General features: G+C 63.6%; 17 protein-coding genes and 1 tRNA gene. 12 read left to right on the forward strand and 6 right to left on the reverse strand.

Annotation, left to right across the window (positions count from 1 at the left end; all coding sequences use genetic code 11):
• Positions 1 to 2: 2 nt before the first annotated feature.
• The 8 genes from rpoC (at position 3) to CLU86_RS20050 (ending at position 11,943) form a co-directional block, all read left to right on the forward strand.
• Positions 3 to 4,235: a DNA-directed RNA polymerase subunit beta' gene (gene rpoC, locus CLU86_RS20015; RefSeq protein ID WP_099657624.1), complete on the forward strand. Its 4,233-nt coding sequence runs from the start codon at positions 3 to 5 to the stop codon at positions 4,233 to 4,235.
• 341 nt (positions 4,236 to 4,576) lie between these two features.
• A complete protein-coding gene (locus tag CLU86_RS20020; protein WP_143226756.1) occupies positions 4,577 to 4,930 on the forward strand; it encodes a hypothetical protein in 354 nt (117 codons plus the stop codon).
• 152 nt (positions 4,931 to 5,082) lie between these two features.
• Positions 5,083 to 6,531 carry a 16S rRNA (cytosine(967)-C(5))-methyltransferase RsmB gene (gene rsmB, locus CLU86_RS20025; protein ID WP_099743729.1) on the forward strand — a complete coding sequence of 483 codons (1,449 nt, stop codon included), beginning with the start codon at positions 5,083 to 5,085 and terminating at the stop codon, positions 6,529 to 6,531.
• Positions 6,532 to 6,604: 73 nt separating this feature from the next.
• The gene (locus tag CLU86_RS20030; protein ID WP_099743730.1) at positions 6,605 to 7,141 is read left to right on the forward strand and encodes a DUF4390 domain-containing protein; all 537 of its coding nucleotides are present in this window, start codon (positions 6,605 to 6,607) and stop codon (positions 7,139 to 7,141) included.
• Positions 7,138 to 9,444 (forward strand): ATP-binding protein, encoded by a 2,307-nt coding sequence (locus CLU86_RS20035; RefSeq protein ID WP_099742839.1) that lies wholly within the window; start codon positions 7,138 to 7,140, stop codon positions 9,442 to 9,444. Before CLU86_RS20030 ends, CLU86_RS20035 begins: the two co-directional genes overlap by 4 nt.
• A gap of 208 nt (positions 9,445 to 9,652) precedes the next feature.
• Positions 9,653 to 10,333 carry a response regulator gene (locus CLU86_RS20040; protein WP_099657628.1) on the forward strand — a complete coding sequence of 227 codons (681 nt, stop codon included), beginning with the start codon at positions 9,653 to 9,655 and terminating at the stop codon, positions 10,331 to 10,333.
• Positions 10,334 to 10,385: 52 nt separating this feature from the next.
• Positions 10,386 to 10,461 (forward strand) — tRNA-Phe (locus tag CLU86_RS20045).
• A 228-nt stretch (positions 10,462 to 10,689) separates the two neighbouring features.
• A complete protein-coding gene (locus CLU86_RS20050) occupies positions 10,690 to 11,943 on the forward strand; it encodes an Hsp70 family protein (RefSeq protein ID WP_099742840.1) in 1,254 nt (417 codons plus the stop codon).
• Between the two features lie 106 nt (positions 11,944 to 12,049).
• Here the strand turns inward: CLU86_RS20050 and rsmI are convergent, their stop codons facing one another.
• A complete protein-coding gene (gene rsmI, locus CLU86_RS20055) occupies positions 12,050 to 12,982 on the reverse strand; it encodes a 16S rRNA (cytidine(1402)-2'-O)-methyltransferase (protein ID WP_099742841.1) in 933 nt (310 codons plus the stop codon).
• Between rsmI and CLU86_RS20060 the strand changes: the two genes are divergently transcribed.
• The 3 genes from CLU86_RS20060 (at position 12,982) to CLU86_RS20070 (ending at position 14,792) form a co-directional block, all read left to right on the forward strand.
• Positions 12,982 to 13,410: a YraN family protein gene (locus tag CLU86_RS20060; protein WP_099742842.1), complete on the forward strand. Its 429-nt coding sequence runs from the start codon at positions 12,982 to 12,984 to the stop codon at positions 13,408 to 13,410. The two genes, rsmI and CLU86_RS20060, sit on opposite strands and share 1 nt — an antisense overlap.
• A gap of 126 nt (positions 13,411 to 13,536) precedes the next feature.
• Positions 13,537 to 14,139: an SIS domain-containing protein gene (locus CLU86_RS20065; RefSeq protein WP_099657632.1), complete on the forward strand. Its 603-nt coding sequence runs from the start codon at positions 13,537 to 13,539 to the stop codon at positions 14,137 to 14,139.
• Positions 14,136 to 14,792 (forward strand): BON domain-containing protein, encoded by a 657-nt coding sequence (locus tag CLU86_RS20070; RefSeq protein WP_099742843.1) that lies wholly within the window; start codon positions 14,136 to 14,138, stop codon positions 14,790 to 14,792. The genes CLU86_RS20065 and CLU86_RS20070 overlap by 4 nt, the downstream gene beginning before the upstream one ends.
• A gap of 138 nt (positions 14,793 to 14,930) precedes the next feature.
• Here the strand turns inward: CLU86_RS20070 and CLU86_RS20075 are convergent, their stop codons facing one another.
• The 4 genes from CLU86_RS20075 to CLU86_RS20090 form a co-directional block, all read right to left on the reverse strand.
• Entirely contained in the window at positions 14,931 to 15,845 is a 915-nt protein-coding gene (locus tag CLU86_RS20075; RefSeq protein WP_099742844.1) for an NAD(P)-dependent oxidoreductase, read from the reverse strand.
• Positions 15,846 to 15,983: 138 nt separating this feature from the next.
• Positions 15,984 to 17,120 carry a PilT/PilU family type 4a pilus ATPase gene (locus tag CLU86_RS20080; RefSeq protein ID WP_099657635.1) on the reverse strand — a complete coding sequence of 379 codons (1,137 nt, stop codon included), beginning with the start codon at positions 17,118 to 17,120 and terminating at the stop codon, positions 15,984 to 15,986.
• 66 nt (positions 17,121 to 17,186) lie between these two features.
• Positions 17,187 to 17,822: a cyclic nucleotide-binding domain-containing protein gene (locus tag CLU86_RS20085; protein ID WP_099657636.1), complete on the reverse strand. Its 636-nt coding sequence runs from the start codon at positions 17,820 to 17,822 to the stop codon at positions 17,187 to 17,189.
• 66 nt (positions 17,823 to 17,888) lie between these two features.
• Positions 17,889 to 18,932 carry a type IV pilus twitching motility protein PilT gene (locus tag CLU86_RS20090; protein WP_099657637.1) on the reverse strand — a complete coding sequence of 348 codons (1,044 nt, stop codon included), beginning with the start codon at positions 18,930 to 18,932 and terminating at the stop codon, positions 17,889 to 17,891.
• A gap of 38 nt (positions 18,933 to 18,970) precedes the next feature.
• Here CLU86_RS20090 and CLU86_RS20095 point away from each other — a divergent pair, with 38 nt between their 5' ends.
• Positions 18,971 to 19,699 carry a YggS family pyridoxal phosphate-dependent enzyme gene (locus CLU86_RS20095; RefSeq protein ID WP_099742845.1) on the forward strand — a complete coding sequence of 243 codons (729 nt, stop codon included), beginning with the start codon at positions 18,971 to 18,973 and terminating at the stop codon, positions 19,697 to 19,699.
• Positions 19,700 to 19,720: 21 nt separating this feature from the next.
• Here the strand turns inward: CLU86_RS20095 and ltaE are convergent, their stop codons facing one another.
• Complete coding sequence (gene ltaE, locus CLU86_RS20100; protein WP_099742846.1) at positions 19,721 to 20,791, reverse strand: low-specificity L-threonine aldolase; 1,071 nt, start codon at positions 20,789 to 20,791, stop codon at positions 19,721 to 19,723.
• Positions 20,792 to 20,921: the final 130 nt, after the last annotated feature.

The raw sequence follows: 20,921 nt of genomic DNA on the forward strand, positions 1-20,921 counted from the left end.
CTATGAAATCGCTACTCGACCTGTTCAAGCAATTCACGCCGGACGAGCACTTCGATGCCATCCGCATCGGCATGGCTTCGCCCGAAAAGATCCGTTCGTGGTCTTTCGGCGAAGTGAAGAAGCCTGAAACCATCAACTACCGCACGTTCAAGCCCGAGCGCGACGGTCTGTTCTGCGCCAAGATCTTCGGCCCCATCAAGGACTACGAATGCCTGTGCGGCAAGTACAAGCGTTTGAAGCACCGCGGTGTGATCTGCGAGAAGTGCGGCGTTGAAGTCACGCAGACCAAGGTGCGCCGCGAGCGCATGGGCCACATCGATCTGGCCGCGCCTTGCGCCCACATCTGGTTCCTGAAGTCGCTGCCATCGCGTCTGGGCCTGGTGCTCGACATGACGCTGCGCGACATCGAACGCGTGCTGTACTTTGAAGCCTATGTGGTGACCGACCCCGGCATGACCCCGCTGAAGAAGTTCAGCATCATGTCCGAGGACGACTACGACGCCAAGCGCAAGGAATACGGCGACGAGTTCATCGCCAAGATGGGCGCCGAAGGCATCAAGGACCTGCTGGAATCCATCGATATCGACCTGTCGATCGAACGCCTGCGCGGTGACCTGACCGGCTCCGAAGTCAAGGTCAAGAAGAACGCCAAGCGCCTGAAGGTGCTCGAAGCCTTCAAGAAGTCGGGCATCAAGCCCGAGTGGATGGTGCTCGAAGTGCTGCCCGTGCTGCCCCCGGACCTGCGTCCGCTGGTGCCGCTGGACGGCGGCCGCTTCGCGACCTCCGACCTGAACGACCTGTACCGCCGCGTCATCAACCGCAACTCGCGTCTGCGCCGTCTGCTCGAGCTGAAGGCCCCTGAAATCATCGCCCGCAACGAAAAGCGGATGCTGCAGGAAGCCGTCGACTCGCTACTGGACAACGGCCGCCGTGGCAAGGCCATGACGGGCGCCAACAAGCGTGCCTTGAAGTCGCTGGCCGACATGATCAAGGGCAAGTCGGGCCGTTTCCGCCAGAACTTGCTGGGCAAGCGCGTGGACTATTCCGGTCGTTCCGTGATTACCGTGGGCCCAACGCTCAAGCTGCACCAGTGCGGTCTGCCCAAGCTGATGGCGCTGGAACTGTTCAAGCCTTTCATCTTCTCGCGCCTGGAAGCCATGGGCATCGCGACGACGATCAAGGCCGCCAAGAAGGAAGTCGAATCCGGCACCCCCGTGGTGTGGGACATCCTGGAAGAGGTCATCAAAGAGCACCCCGTGATGCTGAACCGTGCGCCTACGCTGCACCGTTTGGGCATCCAGGCCTTTGAGCCCATCCTGATCGAAGGCAAGGCCATCCAGCTGCACCCCCTCGTCTGCGCGGCCTTCAACGCCGACTTCGACGGTGACCAGATGGCTGTCCACGTCCCGCTGTCGGTGGAAGCGCAGATGGAAGCTCGCACTCTGATGCTGGCCTCCAACAACGTGCTGTTCCCCGCCTCGGGCGAGCCTTCCATCGTTCCTTCGCAGGACGTGGTGCTGGGCCTGTACTACGCCACCCGTGACCGTATCAACGGCAAGGGCGAAGGCCTGGTGTTCGCCGACACCGGTGAAGTGCAGCGTGCCCTGGACGCTGGCCAAGTCGAGCTGGCTGCCAAGATCACGGTGCGCATGACCGAGTGGACCAAGGACAAGGCCACGGGCGAATTTGTGCCCTCGACCTCGTTGGTGGAAACCACTGTGGGCCGCGCACTGCTGTCCGAGATCCTGCCAAAGGGCCTGCCGTTCTCCAACATGAACAAGGCGCTCAAGAAGAAGGAAATCTCGCGCCTGATCAACGTGTCCTTCCGCAAGTGCGGTCTGAAGGAGACGGTGGTGTTTGCCGACAAGCTGCTGCAAAACGGCTTCCGTCTGGCCACCCGCGCTGGTATCTCCATCTGTATCGATGACATGCTGGTGCCTCCACAAAAGGCCGGCATCATTGAGCGCTCCGAAAAGGAAGTGAAAGAGATCGAGCAGCAGTACGTCTCCGGTCTGGTCACCTCTGGCGAGCGCTACAACAAGGTGGTGGACATCTGGGGCAAGGCCGGTGACGACGTGTCCAAGGTGATGATGGCCCAGCTCTCGAAGCAAAAGGTGATGGACCGTCACGGCAACGAGGTGGACCAGGAATCCTTCAACTCCATCTACATGATGGCCGACTCCGGCGCCCGTGGCTCTGCAGCCCAGATCCGTCAGGTGGCCGGTATGCGGGGTCTGATGGCCAAGCCAGACGGCTCGATCATTGAAACGCCTATCACCGCGAACTTCCGCGAAGGTCTGAACGTGTTGGAGTACTTCATCTCCACCCACGGTGCCCGTAAGGGTCTGGCCGACACGGCGCTGAAGACGGCCAACTCCGGTTACCTGACCCGCCGCCTGGTGGACGTGACGCAGGACTTGGTGGTGACCGAAGAGGATTGCGGCACTTCCAATGGCTCGCTGATGCGCGCCATCGTTGAAGGCGGTGAAGTGATCGAATCGCTGCGTGACCGTATCCTCGGCCGCACGGCAGCGGAAGATGTGCTGCACCCCGAAAACCGCTCGGTCCTGATCCCTGCGGGCACGATGCTGGAGGAAGACCTGATCGAAGAGATCGAGGCAGTGGGCGTGGACGAAGTGAAGGTGCGCACAGCCCTGACCTGCGAAACACGCTTCGGCCTGTGCGCCAAGTGCTATGGCCGCGACTTGGGCCGTGGCGGTTTGATCAACCTCGGCGAAGCCGTGGGTGTGATCGCTGCCCAGTCCATCGGCGAGCCCGGCACGCAGCTGACCATGCGTACGTTCCACATCGGTGGTGCTGCTTCGCGTGCCGCCATCGCTTCGAGCGTGGAAGCCAAGTCCAACGGCGTGATCGGCTTCAACGCCACGATGCGCTACGTGAGCAACACCAAGGGTGAACTGGTGGTGATTGCGCGTTCGGGTGAAATCATCATCCACGACGAGCATGGCCGCGAGCGTGAGCGCCACAAGGTGCCTTACGGTGCAACCCTGACGGTGAAGGCTGACCAGACCATCAAGGCTGGCACCATCCTCGCCAACTGGGATCCGCTGACGCGCCCCATCATCACCGAGTTCGCCGGTCAGACCAAGTTCGAGAACGTCGAAGAAGGCCTCACCGTTGCCAAGCAGGTTGATGAAGTGACCGGCTTGTCCACTCTGGTGGTGATCGACCCCAAGCGCCGTGGCGCTGCCAAGGTCGTCCGCCCCCAAGTGAAGCTGATCGACGCCCAAGGCCAAGAAGTGAAGATCCCTGGCACCGACCACTCGGTGACCATCGGCTTCCAGGTGGGTGCGCTGATCCAGGTGCGCGATGGCCAGGACGTGGGCCCCGGCGAAGTGCTGGCCCGTATCCCGGTCGAAGGTCAGAAGACCCGCGACATTACCGGCGGTCTGCCCCGTGTGGCCGAACTGTTCGAAGCCCGCACTCCGAAGGACAAGGGCACGCTGGCAGAAATGACCGGCACCATTTCGTTCGGTAAGGAAACCAAGGGCAAGGTCCGCTTGCAAATCACCGACCCCGAAGGCAAGGTGTGGGAAGAGCTCGTGCCCAAGGAAAAGAACATCCTGGTGCACGAAGGCCAAGTGGTCAACAAGGGCGAATCGATTGTGGACGGCCCCGCCGACCCACAAGACATCCTGCGCCTGTTGGGCATCGAAGAGCTGTCGCGCTACATCGTGGACGAAGTGCAGGACGTGTACCGCTTGCAAGGCGTGAAGATCAACGACAAGCACATTGAAGTGATTGTTCGCCAGATGCTGCGCCGTGTGGTGGTCGAGAACGTCGGTGAATCCAACTACATCAGCGGTGAACAGGTCGAGCGCTCCGAGATCCTGAACACCAACGATGCACTTCAGTCCGAAGGCAAGATCACTGCGACCTACAGCAACTTGCTGCTGGGTATCACGAAGGCTTCGCTGTCCACCGACTCGTTCATCTCGGCCGCTTCCTTCCAGGAAACCACCCGCGTGCTGACCGAAGCCGCGATCATGGGCAAGAAGGACGAGCTGCGCGGTCTGAAGGAAAACGTGATCGTGGGCCGCCTGATCCCTGCCGGTACCGGCATGGCTTACCACCAGGCACGCAAGGCCAAGGACGCCATGGACGACGCCGAGCGCCGCGCCATCGCCGAAGCCGAAGCGGCTGAAATGGCTGCCTCTGCGGACGAGCCAGAATCAGAAAGCAGCGTGTCTGCCTCTGACGCCGCTGCAGACTAAGCCTTTGGGCGCCGTCTAAAACGCTCCCGTCCTGCCTCCCGGCGGGCCGGGAGCGTTTTTCATGGGCGCGCCGCTTTGTCTGTTTGCCCTCTTTACCTTTTTATTTGCTTGTCCCGCGTCGCGCCTGAAGGGGTGGTGCCAAGCTCTGGTGTATGTGGTCGTCCCCCCTGTTCTGGATATTGGTTGCTGTCTTGGTGTTTTGGTCACTGGGGGCCTATAACCGTCTGGTTCGCCTGAAGTCCGCCGCGCAAGCCGCTGGTGTGCACTTGCGCGGGCTGCAAAAGCGGTGCGCGCAGTTGCCGCGCGATTGGGTGGCCGCTGGACCCACGCCAGCTTTGCCTGTGTCCCAAGAGCCTGGCGGTGTTCCCGAGGTGCACACTGAGGCCTTGTTGGCTGCGAGCGACCTATTGGACAAAGCCTTGTCGCCAGCCAAAGCCCCCTTGCCAGCACAAGAGCCGCATGCCAGTGCCCAAGAGGCGAGCCTGGTGCTGCAAAATGCGTGGGCCGATGCCATGCAGGCTGCTGCAGGTTCTGAGTGGGATGTAGCCGCATGGCAGGCGCGCTGGGCCGAGCTGCAGGCGCTGCTGGTGCCAGCGCAGCGGGGCTATGAAGAGGCTTCGCAGGCGTACCTTTGTGCCATCTGCCAGTTTCCCGCCAGCGTGCTGGCCCGTGTGGTGGGATTCAGACCGTTGTAGGCGGGTATCTATGGGCGCCGCTGGGTGTGCCCCGGCGACTCGCCGTTTGAACCCATGTTGTGCGTGCCTGCATGTTGTGTGCGGGCGTGTGCAAGGCTCCTTTTCTCCTGCCATGGCGCGCCCTGCTGTGCCGCTTTGTTTTCCTCCAATCCATGAACTCACCCACCTCACGCCCTGCGCGTCCCGCCCGCCCCGCCGCTGCACCCAAGGCCGATCGGCCTAAAGCTCCCGCTTTGTCCGCGCAAGGAGGGGCCTCTGGCGCAAGCGTGCCCGTGCCTCTGTGGCAGCAGCTGACGGCCGTGGCCCAGGCGCTGCAGGCCATACGCGGCGGGCAATCGGGAACGGCGGCGGTGGATGCGGTGGAGCCCCGTCTGCGCCCCGGGGTGCAGGCGCTGCTGTTTCAGGTGCTGCGCCAATTGGGGCGGGCCGATGCCCTGCGCAGCCAACTGGTGGCCCGCAAGCCCCCACCGGCCGCCGATGCGCTGCTGTGCACCGCCTTGGCCCTGGCCTGGGACCCGCAGGCGGCACCCTACGAGCCTTTCACCCTGGTCAACCAAGCGGTGGAGTCTGCCAAGCGTGGGCAGGCCACGCGGGGCCAGGCTTCGTTCATCAACGCCTGCCTGCGCCGCTTTCTGCGCGAGCGCGATGCCCTGGTGGCCGCCACCGATGCCGATCCCGTGGCCCGTTGGAATCACCCGGCTTGGTGGATTCGGCGGGTGCAGCAGGATTACCCCAGCGACTGGGAACGCATCCTGCAAGCCAACAACGCCCACGCACCCATGGCTTTGCGCGTTAATCAACAAAAATGCACGCTAGCGCAATATCAACAAGCGCTAGAAGCTATAAATTTGGTAGCAATCGAAGTGGGCAGCTATGGGCTGGAGCTGGCCCAGCCGGTGCCTGTGCAGGCTTTGCCGGGCTTTGCCGACGGCTGGGTGTCTGTGCAAGACACAGCCGCACAGCAGGCGGCGCCTTTGCTGCTGCAGGGGCTGGATTTGACGAAGCCCCTGCGGGTGCTGGACGCTTGCGCCGCGCCAGGAGGCAAAACCGCGCATTTGCTTGAGCACGCCCCTGCCGGCGCTGCTCTGCAGGTCACGGCGCTGGAGGTGGATGCCGCCCGCAGCGAGCGCATCCATGGCACGCTGGCCCGTTTGGGGTTGTCGGCCCAGGTGCTGGTGGCCGACGCGGCCCGGCCGCAGGACTGGTGGGCGTCGCAGTGCGGCGGGCAGCCCTTTGATGCCATCTTGCTGGATGCGCCGTGCACCGCCTCGGGCATTGTGCGCCGCCACCCGGATGTGCGCTGGCTGCGCCGCGAGTCGGACGTGGCCCAGTTGGCGCAGTTGCAGGCACGCATCCTGGCCGCGCTGTGGCCCCTGCTCAAGCCCGGTGGGCGCCTGTTGTACTGCACCTGTTCGGTCTTCAAGACCGAGGGCGATGCGCAGATGCAAACGTTTCTTACACACAACACCGACGCACGATTGCTACTCTCGCCGGGTCATTTAATTCCCCGAATCGGGGACAAGGCTGGGGCTGTCCCGGACAATCCACTGGGTGATCACGACGGATTTTTTTACGCTCTGTTGCAAAAATCAGCGCAATGAGTCTCCCTTGGCTCGTTGGCTGCGCCTTTTCCTGTGCTGCTGGGCGCTGTGGTTTGCCCTGCCTGCAGCGGTCATGGCGCAGTCCGATGCGCCGGAGGCCCCTGGCCTGCGCGTAGAGCGCGCCGATGACGCGCTGTATTTGGCCGCGTCCTTGAACTTCAGTTTGCCGGACCTGGCCGAGGACGCCCTGAACAAAGGGATTCCCATGTTCTTCGTGATGGAGGCCCAGGTGCTGCGCGACCGTTGGTACTGGTCGGACCGCGTGGTGGCTGAAGCCACACGCTACATGCGCCTCACTTACCAGCCGCTCACCCGCCGCTGGCGCCTGAACACCTCGACGGTGCCCTTCACCAATAGCGGCCTGGGGGTGGTGCTGGGGCAGAATTTTGATGACCTGGACGAGGCCCTTTCTGCCATGCGCCGGGTTTCGCGCTGGCGCATTGGCAGTGCCGACGCGATCGACCCTGATGCCGCGCACACCGTGCAGCTGCGCTTTCGGCTCGACATGTCCCAGCTGCCACGCCCCCTGCAGATTGGGGCCGTGGGCCGCTCAGACTGGAATCTGCTGGTGTCCCGTATCCAGCGCATCGCGCCCCGCGCTCTGCCATGAGCCAGCCTTCGCCAGCATCGGGCAGCATCCCCGCTCCGTCGGCCTCTGCCGCGACCGCTGCCCGCGCCTCCAAGGCCGTGCGTTGGGCCGTTGGGGTAGGGGCCGCCACTATGGTGGCCATCAGTATGGTGCTGCTGTTCTTGCTGACGCTGGCCACCAACAACCGCGCTTTGTACGAACGCAACTACGCCTGGCTGTTTGGCGTGAACGTGCTGGTGGCCCTGCTGCTGCTGGGGGTGCTGCTGTGGATCGCGGTGCGGCTCACCCTGCGGTTGCGCAAGGGCCGTTTTGGCAGCCGTTTGCTGGTCAAGCTGGCCGCCATCTTCGGTCTGGTGGGGCTGCTGCCCGGCGTGTTGATTTATGTGGTGTCGTACCAGTTCGTCACGCGCTCCATCGAGAGCTGGTTCGATGTGAAAGTGGAGGGTGCCCTGGTGGCAGGGGTCAACCTGGCGCGGGTGTCGCTGGAGTCGCAGGCCGCCGACATGGCCGCCAAGACGCGAACCGCTAGCGCGCAGGTGGCGCAGGTGTCCAGCACGTCGGCCGGGCTCATGCTAGAGCGGGTCCGTGATCAACTGGGTGCCACCGATGTGGTGCTTTGGAATGCCACAGGCCAGCCCATTGGCAGCGCTGGGCAATCCCGCTTCAACCTGAACCCGGAACGCCCCAGCAGTAGCTTGCTGCGCACGGTGCGTGACCAACGCTCTGTCACCCAAATCGAAGGGCTGGATGACCTGACGGACCCTGCTGCGCTGCAGATGGCCCGCGTCAAGGTGTTGGTGTTGGTCACCAGCCCCGGCTTGGGTTTGCTGACCGAGCCGCGCTTTTTGCAGGCCACCCTGCCGTTGCCGCCGGCTTTGGTGTCCAACGCCATTGACGTCCAGGAAGCCAATCGCGAATACCAGGAGCGCGCCCTGGCGCGCGGGGGGTTGCGGCGCATGTACGTGGGCACGCTCACGCTCAGTTTGTTTCTGGCCGTGTTTGGGGCCGTGCTGCTGGCCGTGTTGCTGGGCAATCAACTGGCACGGCCGCTGCTGGTGTTGGCCGAAGGCGTGCGCGAGGTGGCCGCCGGCAACCTCAGCCCCAAGGCCGCGCTGCAAGGCAAAGATGAGTTGGGGGGGCTCACCCGCTCGTTTGCCCTGATGACGCAGCAACTGGCCGACGCCCGAACGGCGGTGGAGCAGAGCATGGTCAAGGTGGACGCATCGCGCTCCAAGCTGCAGACCATTCTGGACAACCTCACTGCGGGCGTCATCGTGCTGGGTGAGCACGGCCTGATTCGCTCGTCCAACCCCGGTGCTACCCGTATTTTGCGAGCCCCTATGGCCGCCTACGAAGGGCGGCCATTGTCTGAGGTGCCGGGGCTGGCCGAGTTTGCCGCAGCGGTGGAGCGACACTTTGCCGCATTTTTGGGCGACCGTGACCATCATGGGCTGGACCATTGGCAGCAGCCGTTTGAGCTGCACGCATCGTCTTCCGGTGCTGGGCAGCACGCAACCAGCCTGGTTGCGCGGGGGGCTGAGCTGCCCGATGGCACCAAACTGTTGGTTTTTGACGACATTTCGGAGATTGTTTCAGCCCAGCGCGCGCAGGCTTGGGGCGAGGTCGCTCGGCGTCTGGCCCATGAAATCAAGAACCCCCTGACGCCCATCCAGCTGTCTGCCGAACGGTTGGAAATGAAGCTCTCAGGCAAGGTTCCGCCCCCCGAGCAGGCCATCCTCACCAAGTCGGTCAAGACCATCGTGGACCAGGTGGACGCGATGAAGAGGTTGGTCAACGAGTTCCGTGATTACGCCCGGCTGCCAGCCGCCGAGTTGCAGTCCTTGGACCTCAATGCGCTGGTTGCCGATGTCTTGCATTTGTATGGCGAAGAAAACGCGTCCGTCCCCGTGAAAGCCGAGCTGGACCCGCGTTGCCCGAGGATTGCAGGCGATGCGCAGCAACTGCGCCAGGTGGTACACAACCTGCTGCAAAACGCCCAGGATGCCACCGAGCAGGCGCGCGCGGAAGGTCGATCGGACGAGTTTTTGGTGCGCATTTCTACCCGTGTGAGTGAGACATCGGGGCGGGTGCGGCTGACCATTTCTGACAGTGGAACGGGCTTTCCGGCGCACATTTTGCAGCGCGCTTTCGAACCTTACGTCACCACCAAAGCCCGGGGCACGGGGCTCGGTTTGGCTGTCGTTAAAAAGATCGCCGACGAGCACGGTGCCCGCATCGACCTGTCCAATCGCATGGACGGCGATGTGTTGCGTGGCGCGCAAGTGTCGTTATCATTCGCCCCTGAACCCGCGGTGGCGTCTTAGGAAGCCTCCGCACAACTCCTGCGGGCTGTGTTAGTGCACACCTCGGGCAGTCAGGTGTGTCGCTTTGCCATCATTGGCCCCGCCGTCGGAGCAGGGGGCAGTCACAGCCCAAGCCGCACCGTCTGCCGGGCCCGCTGCTGGCTTCCAGTTGTGCAGAGCGTCCTCCGCGACACCGTACCGCAGCATTCCTTGGCGCTTCAAAATACACATGGCAAATATTCTGGTGGTCGACGACGAGCTTGGTATTCGCGACCTGTTGTCCGAAATCCTGAACGATGAAGGCCACAGCGTGGACCTGGCGGAAAACGCCACCCAAGCCCGCGCTGCCCGTTTGGCCAACCAGTACGATCTGGTGCTGCTGGACATTTGGATGCCCGACACCGATGGCGTCTCGCTGCTCAAGGAGTGGGCTGCCGCAGGCGTGCTGACCATGCCCGTCATCATGATGAGCGGGCATGCCACCATCGACACGGCCGTGGAGGCCACGCGCATCGGGGCGTTCTCCTTCCTGGAAAAGCCCATCACCATGCAAAAGCTGCTCAAGGCCGTGGAGCAGGGCCTGGCCCGCAACAGCGCGCGCCATGCAGCACCTGCAGCGGTGGCTTCGGTGTCGCTACAGTCCGTGGTGGATGTCGCGCAGGTGCCCATGGCGGCCATCGTGGTGGCCTCTGCGGGCGACAGTGGGCCCCATGCCCACCAGGGCTTCGATCTGGACCGCCCTTTGCGCGAAGCGCGCGATGGTTTCGAGAAGGCGTATTTTGAATTTCACCTCGCACGCGAAGGCGGCTCCATGACGCGCGTGGCAGAGAAAACCGGGCTGGAGCGCACTCACCTTTACCGCAAGCTGCGCCAGCTGGGCGTAGACCTGGGACGCGGAAAACGCAATTAATTTTGAAATTTGCCGTTTGGGGGCAAATTCTCTGGCTATAATTTGAGGCTCAGGCCCGGTAGCTCAGTCGGTAGAGCAGAGGATTGAAAATCCTTGTGTCGGCGGTTCGATTCCGTCCCAGGCCACCAAATCAAAAAGCCCTTGATCCAAAAGATCAGGGGCTTTTTACATTACACAGGCCTTTGCGGCCGGCTGGCCGTGCTCCGCGGTGCAGGCTTGTGGTCCCGTCCCCCTCGGTGTCGATGCTGGTCTTGCCCATTGAGGCGTCCGCGTGGCCCGGGCGTTGGGTGCGTTGGCTTTCTCTCTATCTTGGGCGGCGCCTTGCGCGCCTTGCCCTGCTACAGCAACGGTTCAAGATGGCTCTCCTGCAGGATGTCACGCTCGGTATCGACTTTGGTACCTCCAACTCGGCCATGTCGGTACGCCAAGGCAGCGGCCCCGCGCGCATGATTTCGCTCGAAGGCGATGCGCGCACCTTGCCCACGGCCTTGTTTTTCAACACCGAGGAGCAGCGCACGCACTTTGGGCGCGATGCGATTGCGCAGTACCTGGAGGGCACGGAGGGGCGCTTGATGCGTTCGCTCAAGAGCCTGCTGGGCAGCGCGCTGCTGCAGGACAAAACGGCGGTGCACAACCAGCTGATCAGCTACCAGGACGTGATCAGCCTCTTTTTGCGCATGCTGGCGCAAAAGGCGCAGGCCGAGCTGGGTGGCATGCCGGGGCGCGTGCTGATGGGGCGCCCGGTGCACTTTGTGGACGACGACCCCACCCGCGACCAGCAGGCCGAAGACGCGCTTCGGCAAGCGGCCCTGGATGCCGGGTTTGAGAACGTGTCGTTTCAGCTGGAGCCCATTGCGGCGGCGCTGGACTATGAGCAGCGCATTGACCACGAAGCCGTGGTGTTGGTGGTGGACATTGGCGGCGGTACCTCGGACTTCACGGTGGTGCGACTGGGGCCTGGGCGCATGCAGCGGGCTGATCGCCTCAGCGATGTGCTGGCCACCACCGGGGTGCATGTGGGCGGCACGGACTTTGACCGCCGCCTGAGCCTGGAGCTGTTGATGCCATTGCTGGGCTTCAGGCACCTGGGGGCCAGTGGGCGGGAGGTGCCCAGCCGGGTGTTTTTTGACCTCTCAACCTGGCACTTGATCCAGTGGCTGTATTCGCCCAAAGCGCTGCGCGATGCGCAGAACCTGCGCACCGACTACGCCAACCAGCAACTGCATGCACGCTTGATGACGGTGTTGAACGAGCGCTTGGGCCACAAGCTGGCCAATGCCATGGAGCAGGCCAAGATTGCCGCGTCGGTGAGCGATGCCATGGCCCCGGTGGCGCTGGACTGGATCGAACCAGCGCTGGCCTCCGGCGTCAGCCCTGAGGGGCTTGCGCAGCATTTGACGTCTCCGCTGGCCCAGGTGGTGCAATGTGCCCAGCAGTGTCTGCAACTGGCGGGGCTGCAGGCCAGCGACTTGCAGGCCATCTACCTCACTGGGGGCTCGTCGGCCTTGCGCCCGTTGCGCCATGCGCTGCGCGTGGCCTTCCCCGACACCGCGCAGGTGGAGGGGGATCTGTTTGGCGGCGTGGCCTTGGGATTGGCCGTTGCGCCGTAACTGAAATTTGCTATTAAAAATATAGCTTTTAGCGCTTATTAATCAAGCGCTAGAGGCTATTTTGGCTTGTTTTTTGAGCCCCTGCGCGTTGGGGGGGGCTCCATGTTCAGGGCGTTTCGTCGTCCGCCTCGCGCTTCCAGCCCAGGGCGGTGTCGTACAGCACGTTGCGTGATGCCCCGGTCACTTCGGCCGCCAGGCGCACAGCGGTTTTCAGGGGCAGTTCCTGCAGCAGCAGGCGCAGCACGCGCAGGCTTTCGCCGTTGTTGTCGCTGGTCACGGGCACGGGGTGCAGCAGCACCACAAATTCGCCGCGTGAGCGCTGGGCGCCGCCTTCCAGCCATGCCGTCAAGGCGTGGGCGGGCTGGGTGGTGATTTCTTCGAACTGCTTCGTCAGCTCGCGCGCCAGCGTTACCGGGCGCTCGCCCAGCGGCGCCAGCGCGGCGGCCAGTTCTTGAATGCGGTGGGGGGCTTCCAGCAGCACCACGCAGCGGGGCTCTGCGGCCAGTACTTGCACGGCGGCGGCGCGTTCGGCCTGCTTGACGGGTAAGAACCCCGCGAACACAAAGCCGCCTTGCTCTGCACTGTGGGCCACCGCGCCTGCGGCACTGAGCGCCGTGGTGATGCTGCTGGCGCCGGGCAGGGGGACGGATCGCAGGCCTGCTTCGCGCACCGCTTGCGCCAGGCGGGCGCCGGGGTCGCTTACGCCCGGCGTGCCTGCGTCGCTCACATAGGCCACACGCTGGCCTTGCTGCAAGCGCTGCACCACGTTCAGCGCAGCTTCAGCCTCGTTGTGCTGGTGCACGGCCAGCAACTGGTGCGTGCTTTTGTCGATGCCGTAGGCGCGCAGCAGGGCTTGGGTGTGGCGTGTGTCTTCACAGGCCACGGTGTCGGCCAACTGCAGCACATGCAGTGCACGCAGGGTGATGTCGGCCAGGTTGCCGATGGGTGTGGCCACGACGTACAGCGCGCCCTGCGGATAATGCTGCGCAGCGGCCGCATCGTGTGCGGCGGTCAGGGCTGTTGCGAAAGATGCGCTCAATGAAATTCCTTGGAAAAAAGCCTGTGAAGCCTGCTCTGGCGGGCGTTGCTGCGGTGGCGTCTGGCCCTGCAGCGGGCACTACGCGCCAGCGCGGCAATGTGGCCGAAGACCGGGCACTGGCCTATTTGCAGGCGCAGGGCTTGCAGCTGCTGGAGCGCAATTATCGGACGCCCGGGCGCGGCGGTGGTGAGATCGACTTGGTCATGCGCGAACGCGATGGCACCGTGGTCTTTGTGGAGGTGCGCAGCCGCAGCAGCGGGGCGTTTGGTGGGGCGGCGTCCAGCATTGGCGCTGCCAAGCAGCAGCGCGTGGTGTACGCCGCGCGCCACTACCTGCTGCGCTATGCATCGCCCCCGCCATGCCGGTTTGATGCGGTGCTGCTGGAAGACTCGGTGCAGTGGCTCAAAGCGGCCTTTGATGCGCAGTGAGGTGCGTGCCCGCCCGTTGGGGTTTGCGGGTGGGCGCGCACTGCTTAGCACTGGGGCTGAATGCCCTACCCGTGGCAACCCTTTGCTACAAAAGATGTAACACCCGCCGAGTATCATCGGGCCCTCATGCTTGAGCAACGCATCCAACAACACTTCATCGACAGCGCCGACCTGAAATACCAGGCCGCGCAAGTCTTGAGCCAACCCATCGCCTCGGCCGTTCAGGCCATTTTGGCGTGCGTCACCAGCGGGGGCAAAGTGCTGGCCTGTGGCAACGGCCCCTCGGCCGCCGAAGCGCAACAGTTTGCCGCCTTGTGCGTTGCGGGCTTTGAGCGCGACCGGCCCGAGCTGGCGGCTCTCGCCCTCACGACCGACAGCACCTTGCTCACCGCGTCGGCCAGCGCCCCTGACATGTCATCGCAGCAGTTTGCGCGCCAAGTGCGAGCCCTGGGCCAGGCCGGTGATGTGTTGTTGGCGCTGTCGGTGTCGGGTAACGATGCCAACCTGCTGTCGGCCACCGAGGCCGCGCACGAACGTGACATGACCGTCATCGTGCTGACAGGCCGCACCGGGGGGCGCTTGGCCACCGTGCTGCGCGAAACGGACGTATCGATCTGTGTGCCCCATGACCGCGCTGCGCGCGTGCGTGAGGTGCATGCCTTGGTGCTGCACTGCCTGAGCGACGGTGTGGACGCCCAACTACTTGGTGACCAGGAGATTCCTCTATGAAGCAAACCTTGAACCGCACTCTTTGCACTGTGCTGGCCGCTACCGCGCTGGCCGCAGGCCTGTCGGCATGCGCCCCCCTGGTGGTGGGCGGTGCCGTGATGGGCACCATGATGGCGGTGGACCGTCGCACAACGGGCACCCAAGTCGAAGACGAGGGCATTGAACTGCGCTCGGCCAATCGCCTCAATGAGGCCCTGGGTGACCGTGGCCATGTCAACGTGACCAGCTTCAATCGCCAGGTGCTGCTGACGGGGGAAGTGCCCAGTGCGCAAGACCGCCAGCGGGTGGAGCAGATCGTGCTGGGGGTGGAGAACGTGCGCTCTGTCGTCAATGACCTGGCCATAATGCCCACCACCAGCCTGGGCCAGCGTTCCAACGACACCTTCATCACTGGCAAGGTGCGCGCCAGCCTGGTGGACGCCAAAGACCTGTCTGCCAACGCCTTCAAGGTGGTGACGGAGCGCAACATCGTCTACATGATGGGCCGTGTCACCCCGCGCGAAGCGCAGCGCGCCACCGAGATTGCACGCGGCGTGAGCGGTGTGAACAAGGTGGTGCGTGTGTTTGAAACACTCACCGAGGACGAGCTGCGCAACATCGCCCCGGCACCGGTGATTCAGGATGCGCCAGCGCCCTCGTACCCTCGCAACTGACGCAGCGGTTTTATTAAGCCCACAGGCCCCGCGCCTTGTGGGCGGGCCTGGCCGCTGCTGGGCTGCCTAGCCCGCGCAGGCCTGCGGGGCGTGGTGCCCGCCCCGCATGGTGCGCTCTGGCAGCACACCGGGGGGTGTTTATTTCAGGCGCTTGATTAGGCTGGAGGTGTCCCAGCGCTGGCCCCCCATTTTTTGCACATCGGCATAGAACTGGTCCACCAAGGCAGTGACGGGCAGACGTGAGCCATTGCGCTTGGCCTCATCCAGCACCAGCCCCAGGTCCTTGCGCATCCAGTCCACGGCAAAGCCGAAGTCGAACTTGTCGTCCACCATGGTCTTGCCACGGTTGTCCATTTGCCAGCTTTGCGCGGCGCCCTTGCCAATCACGTCCAGCACCTGCTTCATGTCCAGCCCCGCGTTTTGACCAAAGGCCACGGCCTCAGACAGGCCTTGCACCAGGCCCGCGATGCAGATCTGGTTGACCATCTTGGCCAGTTGCCCCGCGCCGCTGGTGCCCAGCAGGGTGAATGCGCGCGAGAACGCCATGGCCGTGGGTTGCACGGCCTCAAAGGCCGCTGTATCGCCACCGCACATCACCGTGAGCAGGCCGTTTTGCGCACCGGCTTGGCCGCCGGACACGGGGGCATCGACAAAAGCCAGGCCCAGTGCCTGGGCTGCTGCATACAGCTCGCGCGCCACTTCAGCAGATGCCGTGGTGTGGTCCACAAAAATGGCCCCAGGCTGCATGCCTGCAAAGGCGCCATCCGCACCCAGCGTGACGGAGCGCAGGTCATTGTCGTTACCCACGCAGCAGAACACGATGTCGGCACCCGCCGCCGCCTCCAGCGGGGTTGCAGCATGTTTTGGGGCCTTGGCGCCTGCGTATTCAGCGCACCAAGCTATGGATTTTGTAGCGGTACGGTTGTAAACCGTCACCTCATGCCCCGCCAGCGCAAGGTGGCCAGCCATGGGGTAGCCCATCACCCCCAAGCCCAGGAAGGCGACTTTGCGGGAAGGGGTGGCGTCGTAGTTGCGGGGGTTGGTGCTTGGCATGGCAATAAAGGAAGAAGGATCAAAAAGAAAAGCCCGCATTGGGCGCGCACTTGCCAGTGCCACCGTGGAGCGGGCTTTGCCCGGCCACCGGTGGCGTCCCCCTCGGGGGAAGGCGCCGCAGGCGACTCAGGGGGGCTTTCAAACTATGGCGAAATGCTCGGTGCCGGAGGCCAAGTCGGGTGACTTGGCGCGTTGGCTGTTGAGCTTGATTTGCAAGCGCAGGTCGTTCAACGAGTCAGCGTTGCGCAACGCGTCTTCATAGCTGATGACGTTCGCTTCATACAGGTCGAAAAGCGATTGGTCGAAGGTCTGCATGCCCAGGTTGCGGCTCTTCTTCATGATTTCCTTGATCTCAGAGACATCGCCCTTGAAGATCAGGTCAGAAATCAGCGGGGTGTTGAGCATGATTTCCACCGCCGCAGCACGGCCCTTGCCGTCTTGCTTGGGAATCAGCCGCTGTGACACCATGCCGCGCAAGTTCAGCGACAAGTCCATCAGCAATTGGGCGCGGCGCTCTTCCGGGAAGAAGTTGATGATCCGGTCCAGTGCCTGGTTGGCGCTGTTGGCGTGCAACGTGGCCAGGCACAAGTGCCCGGTTTCAGCGAAGGCCACGGCATGCTCCATGGTTTCGCGGTCGCGGATTTCGCCCATCAGAATCACATCGGGCGCTTGGCGCAGGGTGTTCTTGAGGGCGGCCTCCCAGCTGTCGGTGTCCAGGCCCACTTCGCGCTGCGTCACTACGCAGTTCTTGTGGGGGTGCACGAATTCGACCGGGTCTTCCACTGTGATGATGTGGCCAAAGGAGTGCTCGTTGCGCCAGTCCACCATCGCGGCCAGCGTGGTGGACTTGCCGGAGCCGGTAGCGCCCACCATGATGCACAAGCCGCGCTTGGCCATCGTTACTTCCTTGAGCACCTGGGGCACCCCCAGGCCGTCAATGGTGGGCAGTGTCAGCGGAATGGTCCGCAGCACCATGCCGACCCGGCCTTGCTGCACAAAGGCATTCACCCGGAAGCGACCAATGCCCGCAGGCGAAATGGCGAAGTTGCATTCCTTGGTGCGTTCAAAGTCGGCCACCTGCTTGTCACTCATGATGGCGCGGGCCAAGGTCAGGGTGTGCGTGGGCGTCAAAGGCTGGGGCGATACCTTGGTCACCTTACCATCGACCTTGATGGCCGGTGGAAACTCCGCTGTGATGAACAAGTCGCTGCCGTTGCGGCTGACCATCAACTTGAGCAGGTCATTGATAAATTTACTGGCCTGATCGCGTTCCATCAGAAATCCTCTCTGGCGTCATTGTCAGCCGGGCGGCTGTCTTTGTTCTGCGCTGTTTACGTGCGGTTACTTTTGGTTGTCGCTCAAGCGGGCACTGACCACGCGCAAGCGCAACGACAGTTTACGCGCCAACAGCGCCACCAAGCTGGCAGCCAACTGGGGGTCTTGGGACATCATGTCGTCCATGGCTTCTGCGCTCAGCACCGCGATTTCACAATCGGTGAGCGTGGTGCAAGCCGAAAAACGGATGCCGCTATCGAGCAGCGACATCTCGCCCAGGATGTCGCCCGGGCGGGTTTCCGCCAGACGCAATTGCTCTCCCCAGGGTTGCACGCGGTCCACGGCAATGGTGCCAGTCAACAGCACCACCATGAAGTTGCCGTATTCGTCCTGGCGGATCACGTCGCGGTTGGACGGAATGGCGGCGAATTCAAAAAAGCGCTCCATGCGTTCCACGGCATCCTTGTCCAGGTGCGCCATGTACTTGTCCTTGGACCACAGGCCTTGCAGCAGCTTGCCACCCCGGCTGGTGGGCAGGCGCTTGGCGCCTACCTCTACAGCGCGTGCTTCCCAAGGGACCAGCATGGAGTCATCCACACCCTGGCCCGCAAAGGCGGTGGAGAACAGCACGGAATCGGTGTTGTCGTCCTTGGGCTTGTTGCCTATGGTTTTTGAACGCAGAAGGCCAAGAATGCCTTTCATAAGATGCTCCGGTCTACAGCACAACGGTGCTGCGATATGTGTCTGTGGGGGCGTGTGTGACGCCGATCAACCAGGGAAGTTCTCGGGGATCTTGGCCTTGGCGCGCGCTTCTGCAGGGCTGATGATGTTGCGGCGCACCAGATCCGTGAGGTTCTGGTCCAGCGTCTGCATGCCCACGCTGTTGCTGGTCTGGATGGTGGAGTACATCTGCGCCACCTTGGCCTCGCGGATCAGGTTGCGGATGGCGCTGGTGCCCAGCATGATTTCGTGCGCAGCCACGCGGCCCGAGCCGTCCTTTGTTTTGCACAGCGTTTGCGAGATCACGGCCTGCAGCGATTCGGACAACATCGCGCGGACCATTTCCTTTTCTTCGGCCGGGAACACGTCAATGATCCGGTCGATGGTCTTGGCGGCGCTGGACGTGTGCAGCGTGCCGAACACCAAGTGGCCCGTTTCAGCGGCCGTCATGGCCAGGCGGATGGTTTCCAGATCGCGCATTTCGCCCACCAGGATCGCGTCCGGGTCTTCGCGCAGTGCGGATTTGAGCGCAGCGGCGAACGACAGCGTCATCGGGCCGACTTCGCGCTGGTTGATCAGGCACTTCTTGGACTCGTGCACGAACTCGATCGGGTCTTCCACCGTGAGGATGTGGCCGTACTCGGTTTCGTTCAGGTAGTTGACCATGGCGGCCAGCGTGGTGGACTTGCCCGAGCCCGTAGGGCCGGTCACCAGCACCAGGCCCCGTGGCTTGAGGGCCAGGTCGCCAAAAATTTTGGGGGCGTTCAGCTGCTCCAGCGTCAGGATCTTGCTCGGAATCGTCCGGAACACGGCCGCTGCGCCACGGTTCTGGTTGAAGGCGTTGACACGGAAACGGGCCAAGCCTTCGATCTCAAACGAGAAGTCGACCTCCAGGAATTCCTCATATTGCTTGCGCTGGGAATCGCTCATGATGTCGTACACCATGGCGTGCACGGTCTTGTGGTCCAGTGCCTCGACGTTGATGCGCCGCACATCGCCGTGCACCCGGATCATGGGCGGAAGCCCCGCCGACAAGTGCAAGTCGGAGGCCTTGTTCTTGACGCTGAATGCCAGCAATTGGGTAATGTCCACGGGGTTCCCTCTATCGTTTGGTACGCTTGGCGGCCATTATGACCACGATTGCTAACAACCTCCAACAGGTGAACGACCGCATTTCCGAGGCGTGCCGGGCAGCTGGCCGGGCGCGGGAGGAGGTGGCTTTGTTGGCTGTCTCCAAGACCTTCGGCGCCGAGGCAGTGGCCGAGGCCGCCGCTGCCGGGCAGCGGGCTTTCGGCGAAAACTACATCCAGGAGGGCGTGGACAAGATCCTGGCACTTCGCCAGCAATTGCCATTTGCGCTGCAATGGCACTGCATCGGGCCTGTGCAGAGCAACAAGACCCGGCTGGTGGCTGAGCACTTTGACTGGGTCCACACGGTGGACCGGCTCAAGATCGCCCAGCGCTTGTCTGACCAGCGGCCCCGGGACCTGCCTGCTTTGAATGTGTGCATCCAGGTGAACGTGGACGGTGGCGAGACCAAAGCCGGGGTTGCGCCCCAGGACGCGCTGGAGTTGGCCTTGGCTGTGGCAAAACTGCCACGCCTGCGGCTGCGCGGGCTGATGAGCATCCCCGATGCCAGTCCTGACTTCGCCGCCCAGAAAGCGGTGCACAGTGCGGCCCGCGCGTTGTTTGACCAAATCCGCAAGGCCCTTGTGGAGGCCGGCATCCCTGGGGCGGAGGGGTTTGACACCTTGTCATTGGGCATGACGGCCGACCTGGATGCCGCGATCCAGGCAGGCAGCACCATGGTGCGTGTCGGTACAGGGGTGTTTGGTGGGCGTACCTACCCCCCTGCTTGACGGGCAGTGACTGCCCCTGCTTCAGCCGGGCAGGGCAAAGCGCGCAACGCAGTCCAGGGCCGATTGCACGTCGGCTTGGCTCACATCCAGATGCGTCACCCAGCGCAGGCGGGTCTGGCCTGCATACAAGCCACTGGTCACCCGCACCTGGTGCTGGGCGAGCCAGGCCGTGAAGGCCGGGGCAATGTCTGGGTGGATGTCGGTGAACAGAATATTGGTTTGCCAGGGCTGTACCGTGATGCGGCCCTGTAGCGCCGGGTGGCTGCTGCCCATCTCCTGCAGCCCCTGGGCCAACTGGTTCAAGTGGGCATGGTCATCCGCCAGGCGGCGGACGTGGTGCTGCAGCGCATAGTGCCCCGCTGCCGCCAGCACACCGGCCTGGCGCATGCCGCCACCCAGAATCTTGCGGGTACGGCGTGCCTGGCGGATGAACGCAGCGCTGCCCAGCACCAGTGAGCCCACGGGCGCGCCCAGGCCCTTGCTCAGGCACAGCGACACCGAATCAAAATGGCTGCACAGCGTGCGCGCTTCGTCGTACACATCGGTGCCATGGCGCGCAGCGTTGGCCGTGGCGGCGTTGAACAAGCGCGCGCCGTCCAGGTGCATCGCCAGCCCCCGGCTGCGGGCCAGTTGGGCCACCTCGGCGATGTAGGCGGGCGGCAGCACCTGGCCGCCGGTCGTGTTCTCCAGTACCACCAGGCGTGTGCGTGCAAAGTGTGGGTCGTCGGGCTTGATGGCGGCGGTGATGTCGGCCACGCGCAGCGTGCCATCGGGCTGGGTCTCGACGGGCTGGGGCTGGATGGAGCCCAGCACCGCCATGCCGCCCGCCTCCCAGCGGTAGGTGTGCCAGCTCTGGCCCACGATGGCCTCGTCACCCCGCTGGCAGTGGCCCCACAGCGCAATCAGGTTGGTTTGCGTGCCCGAGGGGGCGAACAGCGCGGCCTCAAAGCCCAGCAACTGCGCTGCATGCTCCTGCAGGGCGTTGACCGAGGGGTCATCGGCAAACACATCGTCGCCCAGCGGGGCTTTGAACATCGCTTCGCGCATGGCGGGCGTGGGTTGGGTGACGGTGTCGCTGCGAAAGTCGGGCATGGCAATCCTGCGGGTAAAAAGGGCATCGTAGCGGCCCGTGGCCAACGCTGTGCGGGCGGGTCTTTTGGCCCAGCCTGCATGCTAAGCTGGCCTGCTCGGCCTACCCCGCACCGGGGTGGCGTTCCTGTTG

Source organism: Acidovorax sp. 62 (genome assembly GCF_002754495.1).
Taxonomy (GTDB): domain Bacteria; phylum Pseudomonadota; class Gammaproteobacteria; order Burkholderiales; family Burkholderiaceae_C; genus Acidovorax.

What these genes read in the sequence shown, in the direction of transcription:
- rpoC (WP_099657624.1), top strand. Translation starts at nt 3, where the DNA reads ATGAAATCGCTACTCGACCTGTTCAAGCAATTCACGCCGGACGAGCAC.
- rsmB (WP_099743729.1), top strand. Translation starts at nt 5,083, where the DNA reads ATGAACTCACCCACCTCACGCCCTGCGCGTCCCGCCCGCCCCGCCGCT.
- CLU86_RS20030 (WP_099743730.1), top strand. Translation starts at nt 6,605, where the DNA reads ATGGCGCAGTCCGATGCGCCGGAGGCCCCTGGCCTGCGCGTAGAGCGC.
- CLU86_RS20035 (WP_099742839.1), top strand. Translation starts at nt 7,138, where the DNA reads ATGAGCCAGCCTTCGCCAGCATCGGGCAGCATCCCCGCTCCGTCGGCC.
- CLU86_RS20040 (WP_099657628.1), top strand. Translation starts at nt 9,653, where the DNA reads ATGGCAAATATTCTGGTGGTCGACGACGAGCTTGGTATTCGCGACCTG.
- CLU86_RS20050 (WP_099742840.1), top strand. Translation starts at nt 10,690, where the DNA reads ATGGCTCTCCTGCAGGATGTCACGCTCGGTATCGACTTTGGTACCTCC.
- CLU86_RS20060 (WP_099742842.1), top strand. Translation starts at nt 12,982, where the DNA reads ATGAAATTCCTTGGAAAAAAGCCTGTGAAGCCTGCTCTGGCGGGCGTT.
- CLU86_RS20065 (WP_099657632.1), top strand. Translation starts at nt 13,537, where the DNA reads ATGCTTGAGCAACGCATCCAACAACACTTCATCGACAGCGCCGACCTG.
- CLU86_RS20070 (WP_099742843.1), top strand. Translation starts at nt 14,136, where the DNA reads ATGAAGCAAACCTTGAACCGCACTCTTTGCACTGTGCTGGCCGCTACC.
- CLU86_RS20075 (WP_099742844.1), bottom strand. Translation starts at nt 15,845, where the DNA reads ATGCCAAGCACCAACCCCCGCAACTACGACGCCACCCCTTCCCGCAAA.
- CLU86_RS20080 (WP_099657635.1), bottom strand. Translation starts at nt 17,120, where the DNA reads ATGGAACGCGATCAGGCCAGTAAATTTATCAATGACCTGCTCAAGTTG.
- CLU86_RS20085 (WP_099657636.1), bottom strand. Translation starts at nt 17,822, where the DNA reads ATGAAAGGCATTCTTGGCCTTCTGCGTTCAAAAACCATAGGCAACAAG.
- CLU86_RS20095 (WP_099742845.1), top strand. Translation starts at nt 18,971, where the DNA reads ATGACCACGATTGCTAACAACCTCCAACAGGTGAACGACCGCATTTCC.
- ltaE (WP_099742846.1), bottom strand. Translation starts at nt 20,791, where the DNA reads ATGCCCGACTTTCGCAGCGACACCGTCACCCAACCCACGCCCGCCATG.